General features: G+C 66.6%; 13 protein-coding genes. 11 read left to right on the top strand and 2 right to left on the bottom strand.

The window, feature by feature from the left end; genetic code table 11:
• Positions 1-18: 18 nt before the first annotated feature.
• A complete protein-coding gene (gene speE / locus KJJ24_RS12430; RefSeq protein WP_214339152.1) occupies positions 19-882 on the top strand; it encodes a polyamine aminopropyltransferase in 864 nt (287 codons plus the stop codon).
• A 10-nt stretch (positions 883-892) separates the two neighbouring features.
• Positions 893-1,753, top strand: a complete 861-nt coding sequence (gene speB / locus KJJ24_RS12425) for an agmatinase (protein ID WP_214339151.1) — start codon at positions 893-895, stop codon at positions 1,751-1,753.
• A gap of 1 nt (position 1,754) precedes the next feature.
• On the opposite strand, the gene KJJ24_RS12420 is transcribed toward speB, so the two are convergent.
• Positions 1,755-2,150, bottom strand: a complete 396-nt coding sequence (locus KJJ24_RS12420) for a cyclic nucleotide-binding domain-containing protein (protein ID WP_214339150.1) — start codon at positions 2,148-2,150, stop codon at positions 1,755-1,757.
• A 111-nt stretch (positions 2,151-2,261) separates the two neighbouring features.
• Complete coding sequence (locus KJJ24_RS12415; RefSeq protein ID WP_214339149.1) at positions 2,262-2,498, bottom strand: hypothetical protein; 237 nt, start codon at positions 2,496-2,498, stop codon at positions 2,262-2,264.
• A 140-nt stretch (positions 2,499-2,638) separates the two neighbouring features.
• Here KJJ24_RS12415 and gcvT point away from each other — a divergent pair, with 140 nt between their 5' ends.
• From gcvT to KJJ24_RS12370, 9 genes are all read left to right on the top strand, one after another.
• The gene (gcvT, locus tag KJJ24_RS12410; protein WP_214339148.1) at positions 2,639-3,766 is read left to right on the top strand and encodes a glycine cleavage system aminomethyltransferase GcvT; all 1,128 of its coding nucleotides are present in this window, start codon (positions 2,639-2,641) and stop codon (positions 3,764-3,766) included.
• 43 nt (positions 3,767-3,809) lie between these two features.
• Complete coding sequence (gene aspS, locus KJJ24_RS12405) at positions 3,810-5,639, top strand: aspartate--tRNA ligase (RefSeq protein WP_214339146.1); 1,830 nt, start codon at positions 3,810-3,812, stop codon at positions 5,637-5,639.
• On the top strand, positions 5,639-6,742 hold the full coding sequence (locus tag KJJ24_RS12400) for a transporter substrate-binding domain-containing protein (RefSeq protein WP_214339144.1): 1,104 nt from the start codon (positions 5,639-5,641) through the stop codon (positions 6,740-6,742). The genes aspS and KJJ24_RS12400 overlap by 1 nt, the downstream gene beginning before the upstream one ends.
• Positions 6,743-6,817: 75 nt before the next feature.
• Positions 6,818-7,996, top strand: a complete 1,179-nt coding sequence (locus tag KJJ24_RS12395; protein ID WP_250544783.1) for an RNA polymerase sigma factor, RpoD/SigA family — start codon at positions 6,818-6,820, stop codon at positions 7,994-7,996.
• 23 nt (positions 7,997-8,019) lie between these two features.
• The gene (locus KJJ24_RS12390) at positions 8,020-9,681 is read left to right on the top strand and encodes a CTP synthase (protein WP_214339142.1); all 1,662 of its coding nucleotides are present in this window, start codon (positions 8,020-8,022) and stop codon (positions 9,679-9,681) included.
• Positions 9,678-10,328 (top strand): 7-carboxy-7-deazaguanine synthase QueE, encoded by a 651-nt coding sequence (locus KJJ24_RS12385; protein WP_371811732.1) that lies wholly within the window; start codon positions 9,678-9,680, stop codon positions 10,326-10,328. Before KJJ24_RS12390 ends, KJJ24_RS12385 begins: the two co-directional genes overlap by 4 nt.
• Positions 10,329-10,355: 27 nt before the next feature.
• On the top strand, positions 10,356-11,042 hold the full coding sequence (gene queC, locus KJJ24_RS12380; protein WP_214339140.1) for a 7-cyano-7-deazaguanine synthase QueC: 687 nt from the start codon (positions 10,356-10,358) through the stop codon (positions 11,040-11,042).
• Complete coding sequence (locus KJJ24_RS12375; protein ID WP_214339137.1) at positions 11,042-12,373, top strand: anthranilate synthase component I family protein; 1,332 nt, start codon at positions 11,042-11,044, stop codon at positions 12,371-12,373. Before queC ends, KJJ24_RS12375 begins: the two co-directional genes overlap by 1 nt.
• Positions 12,370-13,185, top strand: a complete 816-nt coding sequence (locus KJJ24_RS12370; protein WP_214339135.1) for an aminotransferase class IV — start codon at positions 12,370-12,372, stop codon at positions 13,183-13,185. The genes KJJ24_RS12375 and KJJ24_RS12370 overlap by 4 nt, the downstream gene beginning before the upstream one ends.
• Positions 13,186-13,192: the final 7 nt, after the last annotated feature.

The following is a 13,192-nucleotide window of genomic DNA, read 5'->3' as shown; positions in this document are numbered from 1 at the left end:
ATCGATCAGCCCAGGCCTGTGAGCACCACCCCTGCCCCCACCCCAGGCTGGGTCGACGAGATTTTTGATGGCGTGCGCTACGGCCTGGCCGGGCGGGTGATCGCAGAGGAGCAGTCGCCCTTCCAGCGGGTGACGATCATCGAGAGCGAGCGCTACGGCAAGGGTCTGCTGCTCGATGGCTGCTGGATGACCGCGGAGCGCCAGGAGCGGCACTACCACGAATCGATCGTGCACCCGGCGCTCTGTGGTGCCGCAGAGCTTGAGCGCGTCCTCGTGATCGGCGGCGGCGATGGCGGCACGGCGCGGGAATGCCTGCGCCACGCCGGCGTGCAGCACCTCGACATGGTGGAGATCGATGGGCTGGTGGTGGAGTGGAGCCAGCAGCACCTGCCGAGCATCGGCGGGGGCTGTTGGAGTGATCCCCGCTTCCACCTCACCGTGGGGGATGGCATCGCCTGGGCCGCGAATGCTCCAGCCTCCAGCTACGACGTGGTGATCGTGGATGGCTCCGATCCGGCCGGCCCGGCTGAGGGCCTGTTCAACCGCGCCTTCTTCGAGCAGTGCCGGCGCATCCTCAAACCCGGCGGGGTGTTCGCCACCCAGAGCGAATCGCCCGAGGCCTTCCGTCAGGTGCACATCGACACCGTGAAGGTGATCCGCGAGGTGTTCGGCCACGCCGATCCCCTATACGGCTGGGTGCCGATGTATCCAAGCGGCTGGTGGAGCTGGACGTTCGCCGCCACCGACGGCCGTCGGTATCTGGAGCCAGATGCCTCCCGTGCCGCGGCCGTGGTCGATGGCTGTGAGATCTGGAGCCCCCGCTGGCAACGCGGCGCCTTCGACGCCATCCCCGCCGCCATCGAGCGAGCACTGAACGCCTGACCCGCCCGCCATGCCCGACCTCTCCCTGTTCGACACCGACGGCGCCATCTACATGGGCAGCCAGCGCGATCCCGCCGGCTGCCGGGTGGGCCTGTTCGGCGTGCCCTACGACGGCACCACGTCCTTCCGCCCCGGCACCCGCTTCGGGCCGGCCGCCATCCGCGAGGTGAGCCCGGGCCTGGAGAGCTACTGCCCCCAGCTCGATCGCGACCTTGAAGAGCTGGCCATCGCTGATCTGGGCGCCGTGGACATTCCCTTCGGTGCACCGGAACCAGTGGTGGCAGCGGTGAAGCAGGCCACCGAAACCGTGCTGACCCTCGGGCTCAAGCCCCTGATGCTGGGCGGCGAACACTCCATCAGCTCCGGTGCGGTGGCGGCCGTGGCAGAGAAGCACCCCGAACTGGTTTTGGTGCAGCTCGATGCCCACGCCGATCTCCGCCACGAGTGGCTGGGTGCCCACCACAGTCACGCCTGTGCCATGCGCCGCTGCCTCGAGGTGCTGCCCAGCCAACAGCTGCTGCAGATCGCCATCCGCAGCGGCACCCGCGAGGAATTCAGCGAACTGCGCCAAACGGGCCGCCTCGTGGCGATCGAACGCATGGTCGAAGCGCTCAAGCCCCTGCGCGGCAAGCCCGTCTATCTCACCGTGGATCTCGACTGGTTCGACCCTGCCGTGATGGCTGGCACCGGCACCCCCGAACCCGGCGGTTTCCTCTGGAGCGACTTCGCCGCCCTGGTGGATGAACTGCGCCACCACAACCTGGTGGCGGCCGATGTGGTGGAGCTGGCCCCGATGCTCGATCCCAGCGGCGTCAGCAGCGTGCTCGCCTCCAAGGTGGTGCGGAGCCTGCTGTTCCTGCTCGACCGTTAGGTCAATAAGCGCAGGTACCGCTGGAGCGCTGCTCCCGCAGGCGTTCGTGCTGCTGACCGATCAGCAGGATGGCCATGGTGGGGTGGTTGTGGAGCAGGTTGAGAAAGCGCAGCCGGTCTAGGCGCACCAACTCCACCGGCGTGCGGGCCACGGCGTCGTTGTGGCGCACATCTTCGTTCCAGACGATGTCTTCGTAGCTGAACAGCTCACCGGGGCGGTAGCAGAGCTTGTCGCCTTGAGCGTTGATCACTTCCACGATGCCGCGGCGCACGCCGTAGATGGCATCAGCGGCCTGACCTCGGCTGAAGATCACGGCGCCCGTGGCAAAGGACACCGTCTCGCTGTCCACCTGGGTGGCCATCAGTTCGATCGGACTGGCAACCGCGGCAACAGCCATCAACGATGCCTCCATGAAGCTGTGTGAGGCTCAGCCTGGCACCGCCCAATCACCGCAGTGGCGTGCTGGAACACATTCGCCGCGGTCTGCGCGGAAATCTTCGGCTTGTCTTCAGCTTTCGAGCACATCGGCCAAGGCCAGCTGGCGATCCGTGGGCTGGGGGTCGAGCGCTGAAGAGGTATCGCCCATCACCGGCAGCCGGGGAGGGCGCGCCGTCCAGTGGTGGCACCACAGCTCTGACGCCAACTCCCCATGAATCGGCAGCTTGCGCAGCTGGCACCAGCCCATCTCCACGCCGCTGGGGGGCGTGCAGTGGCGGCAGCTGCGGCAGCAGGCTCGGGTGCCCATGGGGGGCGGCAAGGGGGCTCAACGTAGGCACGCCGCTGGGTGGTGGCCAGTGCAACAACCGAACCTGCGGGATCTCTTCCCCTTGTTGAAGCCCACCTGTGAATCACCCTCCATAGGATCCGGGCCGATGCCCTGCCGCCATGGCCGTTCCTGAAGCCTTGCAGCGCACGCCTCTGTTTGCTGCAGCGAGCAGCGCCGGCGGCCGCATGGTGCCCTTCGCCGGTTGGCAGATGGCCGTGCAATTCGCCGGCCTGCTGCAGGAGCACCAGGCCGTGCGCGAGCGCTGCGGTCTGTTCGACATCTCCCATATGGGTGTGCTGCGCCTCAGCGGCCCCGGCGCCAAGGACGCACTGCAGGGTCTGGTACCCACCGATCTCTTCCGCATCGGCCCCGGAGAGGCGAGCTACACGGTGTTGCTCAATGAGCAGGGCGGCATCCGCGACGATCTGATCGTGTACGACCGCGGCTGGGACGACACCGCTCAGGCCCATGAGCTGCTGCTGGTGATCAATGCGGCTTGCGCCGAGGCCGACACCAGCTGGATTAGCAGCCAGCTTGAGCCCGCTGGCATCAGCGTGCACGACCACAAGGGCGATGGGGTACTCCTGGCCCTCCAGGGCCCGGAGGCACAGGCCCAGCTGGAAGCCCTCAGTGGCACGGATCTGAGCGGCCTACCGCGCTTCGGGCACCGCGATCTAACGCTGCCGGGGATCGGCGCGGCCTTTGTGGCTCGCACCGGCTACACCGGCGAAGACGGCTTTGAGCTGCTGCTGGCACGCGGGGCCGGCCTAGCTCTGTGGCAGCTGCTGCTGGAGCGCGGTGTGGAACCCTGCGGCCTCGGTGCCCGCGACACCCTCAGGCTCGAGGCGGCCATGCATCTCTATGGCCAAGACATGAACGAAGCCACCACTCCGCTGGAGGCGGGCCTGGGTTGGCTTGTGCACCTGGAGATGCCCAAGCCGTTCATCGGCCGAGAGGCCCTGGAGCGCCAGACCGCCAGCGGAGTACAACGCCGCCTGGTGGGTTTGAAACTGCAGGGCCGCGCCATCCCACGCCATGGCTATCCCGTGCTGGGCGCTGGCGCCGAGCCCGGCTCAACCCCGATCGGCCGGGTCACCAGCGGTGGCTGGTCGCCCTGCCTGCAAACCGGCATTGCCCTGGCGATCGTGGAGAGCAGCAGCTGCGCGCTTGGCTCGGAGCTGGCGGTGGAGATCCGTGGCAAAACGGAACCAGCCCAGGTGGTGAGGCGCCCCTTCTACAGGCGCTGAGCCGCTGGGTGGGACAATCGCCGATTGCGTTTCCCTCCTCAGCATGCGCAGCCACGGATGCGGCGACCTGCGCCCCGATGCCACCGGCCAGGCCGTGCAACTGTGCGGCTGGGTGGACCGCAGCCGTGATCACGGCGGTGTGATCTTCATCGACCTGCGCGATCGCAGCGGCACGGTGCAGATCACGGTGGATCCCGACAACGGCGCCGAGATGTTCGCCGTGGCGGAACACCTGCGCAACGAAACAGTGATCCAGGTGGAAGGCAAGGTGCGCGAGCGCCCCGCCGATGCCATCAACGAGAAGCTGACCACCGGCCGCGTGGAAGTGCTGGCCAGCGCCATCACCGTGCTCAACAGCGTGAAGGGAAACCTGCCCTTCGCCGTGTCAGTGCACGACGAGGAAAACACCCGCGAAGAGCTGCGGCTGCGCCATCGCTACTTGGATCTGCGCCGCGAGCGCATGAACAGCAACCTGCGCCTGCGGGCCCAGACGATCCAGGCCGCTCGTCGCTTTCTGGAAGACCAGGGCTTCATCGAGGTGGAAACACCGGTGCTGACCCGCTCCACCCCCGAAGGCGCCCGCGACTACCTGGTGCCCTCCCGCGTCTGCGGCGGTGAGTGGTTCGCCCTACCCCAATCGCCCCAGCTGTTCAAGCAGCTGCTGATGGTGGGCGGCATCGAGCGCTACTACCAAGTGGCCCGTTGCTTCCGCGACGAAGACCTGCGCGCCGATCGCCAGCCGGAATTCACCCAGCTGGACATGGAGATGAGTTTCATGGACCAGGAGCAGATCCTGGAGCTCAACGAATCCCTGATTGCCTCGATCTGGACAACCGTGAAGGGCGTGGAGCTGCCTCGCCCCTTCCCGCGCCTCACCTGGCATGACGCCATGGAGCGCTACGGCACCGACCGCCCCGACACCCGCTACGGCATGGAGCTCACCAACGTGAGCGACCTGGTAGCCGACATGGGCTTCAAGGTGTTTTCAGGCGCCGTGGCCGCCGGCGGCTCGGTGAAGTGCATCGCCGTGCCCGGCGGTAACGACGCCGTGAGCAACGTGCGTATCAAGCCCGGCGGGGATGTGTTCAGCGAGGCCCAGAAAGCCGGCGCCGGCGGCCTGGCCTTCATCCGCGTGCGCGAGGGCGGCGAGATCGACACGATCGGCGCCATCAAAGACAACCTCTCTGAAGAGAAAAAAGCCGAGCTGCTGCAGCGCACCGGCGCTGAGCCCGGCACCTTGATCCTGTTCGGCGCCGGCGACACCGCCACGGTGAATAAGGCGCTCGATCGGGTGCGCCAATACCTCGCTCGCGAGCTGGGCATGGTGAAGCCCGACAGCGAAAACGACAGCTGGAACTTCCTCTGGGTGGTGGATTTCCCGATGTTCGAATTCAACGGCGACGAGGACCGCTACGAGGCGCTGCACCACCCCTTCTGCGCCCCCAACACCGACGACCTGGGCAACGACCCGGCCGCCTGGGCCGACACCCTGCCCAGCGCCCGTGCCCAGGCCTACGACCTGGTGCTCAACGGCCTGGAGCTGGGCGGCGGCTCCCTGCGCATCCACGATTCAGCCCTGCAGCGCCAGGTGCTCCAAACCGTTGGCCTCCCCTTGGAGGAAGCCAATCAGCAGTTCGGTTTCCTGATGGACGCGCTCGACATGGGCGCTCCGCCGCACGGCGGCCTGGCCTTCGGCATCGACCGGATGGTGATGCTGCTGGCGGGCGAAGAGTCGATCCGCGACACCATCGCCTTCCCCAAGACCCAGCAGGCCCGCTGCCTGATGACCGGCGCGCCTGGCGGCGTGGCAACCAAGCAGCTCGAGGAGCTGCACGTGGCCAGCACCTGGGTGGAGGACGAGGCCGAGCTCTGATGCGCCGAGCGCTGGGCCTGGCATGGGTGGGGATTGGCCTGCTTGGCTGCGTCTCAGCGGCCGAGGCTCAGCCGCTGCGGGTTGGTGTGGTGCAGAACGCCATGCCCTGTTCCGAGCTGGAGAACGGCCAGCCTCGCGGCTCGGCCGTAGAGCTCTGGCAGAGCATTGCCACGCAACGCAGCTGGACATACACCACCGTGGCCCTGCGCACCCCCAATGCCGCCATTGACGCTGCGGCGAACGGGGAGGTTGATCTGGCGGTGTCGTGCCTCAACATCATCCCGGAGCGACTGGAGAAGGCGGATTTCTCCATCCCTTATCAGGAAGACAGCCTGGCCTTTCTGTCACGCAAAACCCAACAGCACCCGCTCCTGCCCCTGCTCAAAAATCTAAGCAGCGACTCAACTTTGCAGGATGCCATTGTTCTTCTCATGGGAATCACCGCCCTTGGAGCAGCATTGCTCTGGTGGATCGGCAAAGGGTTTCACCACAAAGACATCAGCCAGCAACGCCGATCATTCACCTTCTTCAAGGGCTGGATGATGCTCGTAGTGGGATCCGGCATCTACAAAATGGGCGATTCACCGCCTTCCATGGCGATCCTCACCCTGATCAACATCTCGAGGCTCATCATCACCTCCATCTTTGTTGGAACCGCAGCCACACTGGTGTTTCAGGATTACCAACCGGTGGATCTCTCCGAGAAGGAATGGCTGATCCGAGCGCTGAGTGAGGGCGTGGCCGTGGATGGTGGCACCGTGAGTGAGCTCTGGCTGAAACAGCAGGCCAGGGCGCTGGGCCAGCCGGCTCTTGAACAGAGGATCGAGCCGATCAGCGGAGATGAGGCCCTGATCAGAGCTCTGAAGCGCGGCACGGTGAGCAATGTGATGGCCGACACCGGCCGGATTCAGCGGATGAGCCGCCGGATCAACGATCCGAGCGCTTATCAGATCTCCGCGCAAACGTTCAATCGCACACCTCAGGCTTTTGTCTTCGGCAGCGGACTGAGCAAGGCAAAACGCGATCAGATCAACCTGAGGATCTCCACCATGCGCTTCAGCGGAGCGCTCGAGCCGATCCTGAAGCGCTGGAACGGGGCCTGACGCTGCACCGCGCACCACGGCAGAACCCGAACAGAAACGCGCGATTCATCCACCGGTCTCAAGCGAGACTTGACCATGGGAGAGCTGTTTACGGGTGTGCTCGTGCCCCAGGGCCCTTCTAGCCCCAAGCCCTCATCCGGCAGCCGCCGCGGCAGCACTGATCTGGTGCGCCTCTACCTGCAGGACATCGGCCGCGTTGACCTGCTCAGCCATGAGGAGGAGCTCACCCTGGCGCGCCAGGTGCAACGGCGGGAGCGCCTGCTACGGGAACGGCGACGGCTAGCGACAACGCATCCAGCACTGCAAGAGCTGATCAATCTGGAAGACGACCAACAGCGTCTGGCTTCCCAGCTCGGCCACTGGCCTGCCGTGCAGCAGTGGGCTGAACAGCAGCGGTGCACGGTGAGCGAGCTGCGGGAACAGATCCGCCAGAAACAACAGGCCTGGGCCGAGCGCAGCAACCTCAGCGTGGCCGAGCTCAAGCAAGCCCTGCACCACGGCCGCCGCGCCCGCGACCGCATGATCCAGGCCAACCTCCGCCTGGTGGTGGCCGTGGCCAAGAAGTATCAGCAGCGGGGCATGGAGCTGCTTGATCTGGTGCAGGAGGGCACCCTCGGCCTGGAGCGTGCTGTGGAGAAATACGACCCCACCCGGGGCTTCCGCTTCAGTACCTATGCCTACTGGTGGATCCGCCAGGGCATCACCCGGGCCATCGCCACCCAGAGCCGCACGATCCGGCTGCCGGTGCATGTGACCGAAAAGCTCAACAGGATCAAGAAAGCGCAGCGCCAGATCGCCACGGAACATGGCCGACTGGCCTCCGTGAGCGACCTGGCCCGCGAGCTGGGCCTCAGCGAGGAGGTGGTGCGGCTCACCTTGATGCGGGTGCCGCGATCCGTGTCACTCGACACGCGGGTAGGCCGCGAGCAGGACACCCAACTCGGCGATCTGCTCGAAGACAGCCACGCCACCCCAGAGCAAGAACTCACCCGCGAAGCCCTGCACGACGACCTCGAAGCCCTCTTAGAGGAGCTCACCAGCCGCGAGGCCGCCGTGATCCGACTGCGCTACGGCCTGGAAGACGACACCCCCCAGACCCTTTCCCAGATCGGCGAAGACCTGCACCTGTCACGCGAGCGGGTGCGCCAGATCGAATCCCGCGCCCTGCTCAAGCTGCGCCAACCCCAACGCCGCTGCCGCGTGCAGGACTACATGCGCAGCTTGGACAGCGACCGGCCCGATGCCGGCCGGTAAATTAAAGGGTCGCTACGGATGCCATGGCCAAATTCGTCTTCGTGACCGGTGGCGTGGTATCGAGCATTGGCAAGGGGATCGTGGCCGCCAGCCTGGGGCGCCTGCTCAAGAGCCGGGGCTACAGCGTTTCGATCCTCAAGCTGGATCCGTATCTCAATGTGGACCCGGGCACGATGAGCCCGTTCCAACACGGTGAGGTGTTCGTCACCGAAGACGGCGCCGAGACCGACCTCGACCTGGGCCACTACGAACGCTTCACCGACACGGCCATGTCGCGCCTAAACAGCGTGACCACCGGCTCGATCTACCAATCGGTGATCAACAAGGAGCGCCGCGGCGACTACAACGGCGGCACCGTGCAGGTGATCCCCCACATCACCGGTGAGATCCGCGAGCGCATCCATCGGGTGGCCGCCAACAGCGGTGCCGATGTGGTGATCACCGAGATCGGCGGCACCGTGGGCGACATCGAGTCGCTGCCCTTCCTCGAAGCCATCCGCGAATTCCGAGGCGATGTGGGCCGCAACGACCTGGCCTACGTGCATGTGACCCTGCTGCCCTACATCGGCACCTCAGGCGAACTAAAAACCAAACCCACGCAGCACTCCGTCAAGGAGCTGCGCTCGATCGGCATCCAGCCCGATGTTTTGGTGTGCCGCAGCGACCGATCCATCAGCGAAGACCTCAAGGGCAAGATCGGCGGATTCTGCGGCGTGCCCAGACGGGCGGTGATCCCGGCCCTCGATGCCGACAGCATCTACGCCGTGCCGATCAGCCTCGAGCAGGAAGGCCTGTGCCGCGAGGTACTCGATCTGCTCGGCTTGGTCGATCACGACAGCGATATGGCCCGTTGGGCCGAGATGGTGGCCAAGCTGCGCAACCCCGGCCCGGTGGTGAAGGTGGCGTTGGTGGGCAAATACGTGCAGCTCAACGACGCCTACCTCTCGGTGGTGGAAGCCCTGCGCCACGCCTGCATCGATCTGGGGGCCGGCCTCGACCTGCACTGGATCTGTGCCGAGCAGATCGAGGAGCAAGGCGCCGACCCACTGCTGCGCGGCATGGATGCGGTGGTGGTGCCCGGCGGCTTCGGCAACCGTGGCGTGGACGGCAAGGTGGCAGCCATCCGCTGGGCCCGAGAACAGCGCGTTCCCTTCCTGGGCCTTTGCCTGGGCATGCAGTGCGCCGTGATCGAGTGGGCTCGCAACCAGGCCGGCCTGGCCGGGGCTACCAGCGCCGAACTGGATGCCGACACCGCCCACCCCGTGATCCATCTGCTGCCCGAACAGCAAGACGTGGTGGATCTCGGCGGCACGATGCGCCTCGGCGTTTATCCCTGCCGCCTGTCCCCCGGCACCATGGGCCACCGGCTCTACGCCGATGAGGTGGTGTATGAGCGCCACCGCCATCGCTACGAGTTCAACAACGCTTACCGCAACCTGTTCCTGGAATCGGGCTACGAAATCAGCGGCACCTCCCCCGACGGCCGCCTTGTGGAACTGATCGAGCTGAAGAACCACCCCTTCTTCACAGCCTGCCAGTACCACCCCGAATTCCTCTCACGCCCTGGCCGGCCCCACCCCCTCTTCCGCGGGCTGGTGGCCGCCGCCCAACAACGCCTGCCGGGTAGCCCCAGCGAAGCTATTGGACACAACCAAGGCATGCAAGCTTCAGCCCAAACGGCGTGACGATTGTGGAGTCGATTGACTCCGGCAGTCTCCCGGTGGTGGAAACCTTCCATTCGCTGCAGGGCGAAGGGAGTTACGCCGGCCGCAGTGCCTTCTTCATCCGGCTGGGGGGCTGCAGCGTGGGCTGCAGCTGGTGTGACACCAAGCACTCCTGGCCCAGCGACGTGCATCCTCTGGTGCCGCTGGAGGTGCTGAAGCAAGAGGCGCAGCAGGCTGCCGCGGCCGGAGCGGCCTTTGTGGTGATCACCGGCGGCGAACCCCTGGAGCAATCCCTTGCTCCCCTGTGTGAAGCCCTTGTGCCGAGCGGCCTGCCGCTGCACCTGGAAACCAGTGGCGTGGGCCCCCTCAGTGGTGCCTTCACGTGGATCACCCTCTCGCCCAAGCCCCACCGGCCTCCGCACCAGCCTGTGCTGAACGCCTGCCACGAGCTGAAAGTGGTGGTGCATGAAGCAAGCGATCTGGCCTTCGCCGAAGCGATGGCCATGGCTGCGGTCCGCGAGCGCAGCGCTGTTCAACCGCCGCCGCACCTGCTGCTGCAACCGGGGTGGGCCTGCCCCGATGGCCAGCAGCTGGCCATCGACTACGTGCGCCGCCATCCCCAGTGGCGGCTCAGCCTGCAGAGCCACAAATGGCTGGGGGTTCGCTGAGGCGGCAAGCCGCTCGGCATCATGGTGATGGCGATCGATTCGCAGCTCTTGCCCACCGCCATCGCCCTGCTCTCCGGCGGACTCGATTCCGCCACCGCCGCAGCTCTGGCCCTGGAGCAAGGCCAGCGCGTGATCGGCCTGTCGTTTGATTACGGCCAGCGCCATCGCCGTGAGCTGGAGGCAGCAGCCCGCGTGGCCGAACAGCTCGGCCTGGCAGAGCACCACACCATCCATGTGAACCTCGCGGCCTGGGGCGGCTCCGCCCTCACCGACAGCCGCATCGCGATGCCCAGTGATGGGGTGCAGCGCGATGTGATTCCGAGCACTTATGTGCCCGGCCGCAACACCGTGTTCATTGCTATCGGCCTGAGCCTGGCGGAGGCGCGCGGCGCCGAGCGGCTGGTGCTCGGCGTCAACGCGGTGGACTATTCCGGCTACCCGGACTGCCGGCCCGACTACCTCGCGGCCTTCCAGCAACTGGCTGATCTGGCCAGCAAAGCCGGCCGGGAAGGCCATGGCAGCCAGCTGTGGTCACCCCTCGTTGCGTGGAGCAAAACGCGCATCGTGCAAGAAGCGCTGCGGCTGGGGGTGCCGATCGCAGAAACCTGGAGCTGCTACAGCGGTGGCGATCAACCCTGCGGTGTGTGCGATAGCTGCCGCATCCGCGATGCCGCGCTGATCGAAGCCGGCAGGCCCGATCTGGCCAGCCGGTGATGCCCGCCTGCACGCGCCTGCCGCTGGCCTGGCGCTCTCCTACCAGCCTGGCTCCCCTCCTGGCCGCCCATTGGGGGCATGAAGGCCTGATCTGGCTCGACGGCGACGGCACGCCCCTCGGTCGCTGGGCCACCCTGGCGGCCGATCCGCTGGAACAGCACTGCTGCCGCGGCCTGCCGGGGGAGCCGGGCGCAACCGATCCTTTTGCGGTGCTCTCCCAGCTGGGTCCAGGCCATTGGTGCGGCTGGCTCAGCTATGAGGCGGGGGCCTGGGTGGAGCCAGGCAACCCCTGGAAGCCCGACACCATGGCCACCCTTTGGCTGGCTCGCCATGACCCGGTGCTGCGTTTCGACCTTCTGGAGCAACGGCTCTGGCTTGAGGGGCAGGATCCAGAGCGGCTGGAGGCGATGGCCCGTTGGCTGGCGGGTCTGCCTGAGCCAGGGGAGGTCAACCCCCTCCAGCCTCCGGTGCTGCCCGTTGAGAGCTGGTATGGGCACAGTGATCCGGCCAGCTTCGCCAGCGGGGTGGAGCGGATCCGTGCGCTGATCGCCGGCGGTGATCTGTTTCAAGCGAACCTCACCGCCTGCTGCAGCGCAGCACTGCCCGAACCCAGCCAGGCCGGTGGCGCTGCAGCGTTGGCGTTGTTTGAGCGGCTACGGCAACGCTGCCCCGCCCCCTTCGCCGGCTTGGTGGTGGCAGGCGAAGGGGCCAGCAGCGAGGCGGTGATCTCCGCCTCGCCCGAACGCTTCCTGCAGGTGAGCGCCACAGGGCTTGTGGAAACCCGGCCGATCAAGGGCACCCGGCCGCGTCATCGCGATGCTGACCGCGACGCGGATCAGGCGGCGGAGTTGGTGTGCAGCGCCAAAGACCGCGCCGAAAACGTGATGATCGTGGATCTGCTCCGCAACGATCTGGGCCGGGTGTGCGTGCCGGGCTCCATCCACGTGCCCCAGCTCGTGGGGCTGGAGAGCTATCCCCAGGTGCATCACCTCACCTCGGTGGTGAGCGGACAGCTGCAACCGGGTCGCACCTGGGCCGATCTCTTGCGGGCCTGCTGGCCGGGCGGCTCGATCAGTGGTGCCCCGAAGCTACGGGCCTGCCAGAGGCTCGCGGAACTGGAACCGGTGGCGCGGGGCCCCTACTGCGGTTCCCTGCTTCGGCGCGACTTTGACGGCAGCTTCGACAGCAACATCCTCATCCGCAGCCTGCTCCTGCGAGGGCAACAACTGCGCTGCCATGCGGGTTGCGGCATCGTGGCCGACTCCGACCCCAGGGAGGAGGCCAGTGAATTGGGCTGGAAACTCAACCCACTGCTCGAGGCCCTGGCATGAACAGCCGAGCCGTGGCCTGGATGGATGGCTGCTGGGGTGAGCCGCAGCAGCTGACCCTGCCACTCAGCGATCGGGGGCTGCTGCTGGCCGATGGCCTGTTTGAAACTGTGCTGGTGCTCGACGGCCAACCCCAACTGCTGGAGGCCCATCTCGAGCGCTGGCAGCGCAGCGCAATGCTCCTCGCCATGGCGGCACCACCGGACATCGATGCGCTGCAACCGCTGATCAACGAGGCCATCAACCGGGCCGGCCTGGCAGCCGGCAGTGGCGCCTTGCGCCTGAACTGGAGCCGCGGCGATGGCCAGGGGCGAGGCCTTGACCTGCCGAATGCACCTACACCTCACCGCTTCTGGCTGCAGCTCAGCCCCCACATCCCGCTGTTCACAGCCCAGACGGCGATCGTGAGCAGCCATGAACGACGCAACAGCGCTAGCCGCCTGAGCCGTTACAAAACCTTCGCCTACGGGCAAGCGATTCAGGCCCGCCTTGAGGCGCGGCAGGCGGGCGCCGATGACGCGCTACTGCTGAGCAGCACTGGCGAGCTCTGTTGCGCCACCGCAGCCAACCTGCTGATCCAGCGGCAGGGGCGTTGGCTCACCCCGCCGCTGAGCAGTGGCTGCCTGCCGGGAGTGATGCGCGCACGGCTACTCGAGCTGGGCATCGCCGAGGAGGCTGCGCTGCAGGCCGAGCCCGAATCGGGCGACCAGTGGTTGCTGATCAACAGCCTGGGCTGCCGGCCCCTCAGCGCTGTGAATGGCCGCCCACTTGGGCTTCACCCCGACGCCGAAGCGCTGTGGCGAAGCCTGCTGTGAGCGATTG

Origin of the sequence: Synechococcus sp. LA31 (genome assembly GCF_018502385.1) — a bacterium.
Taxonomy (GTDB): Bacteria; Cyanobacteriota; Cyanobacteriia; order PCC-6307; family Cyanobiaceae; genus Vulcanococcus.
This window is presented reverse-complemented; position numbering and strand designations above follow the sequence as displayed.

Coding starts and splice junctions, on each gene's coding strand:
- KJJ24_RS12395 (WP_250544783.1), top strand. CDS start 6,818: ATGGGAGAGCTGTTTACGGGTGTGCTCGTGCCCCAGGGCCCTTCTAGC.
- speB (WP_214339151.1), top strand. CDS start 893: ATGCCCGACCTCTCCCTGTTCGACACCGACGGCGCCATCTACATGGGC.
- KJJ24_RS12390 (WP_214339142.1), top strand. CDS start 8,020: ATGGCCAAATTCGTCTTCGTGACCGGTGGCGTGGTATCGAGCATTGGC.
- KJJ24_RS12370 (WP_214339135.1), top strand. CDS start 12,370: ATGAACAGCCGAGCCGTGGCCTGGATGGATGGCTGCTGGGGTGAGCCG.
- KJJ24_RS12415 (WP_214339149.1), bottom strand. CDS start 2,498: ATGGGCACCCGAGCCTGCTGCCGCAGCTGCCGCCACTGCACGCCCCCC.
- gcvT (WP_214339148.1), top strand. CDS start 2,639: ATGGCCGTTCCTGAAGCCTTGCAGCGCACGCCTCTGTTTGCTGCAGCG.
- KJJ24_RS12420 (WP_214339150.1), bottom strand. CDS start 2,150: ATGGCTGTTGCCGCGGTTGCCAGTCCGATCGAACTGATGGCCACCCAG.
- KJJ24_RS12375 (WP_214339137.1), top strand. CDS start 11,042: ATGCCCGCCTGCACGCGCCTGCCGCTGGCCTGGCGCTCTCCTACCAGC.
- queC (WP_214339140.1), top strand. CDS start 10,356: ATGGCGATCGATTCGCAGCTCTTGCCCACCGCCATCGCCCTGCTCTCC.
- aspS (WP_214339146.1), top strand. CDS start 3,810: ATGCGCAGCCACGGATGCGGCGACCTGCGCCCCGATGCCACCGGCCAG.
- KJJ24_RS12400 (WP_214339144.1), top strand. CDS start 5,639: ATGCGCCGAGCGCTGGGCCTGGCATGGGTGGGGATTGGCCTGCTTGGC.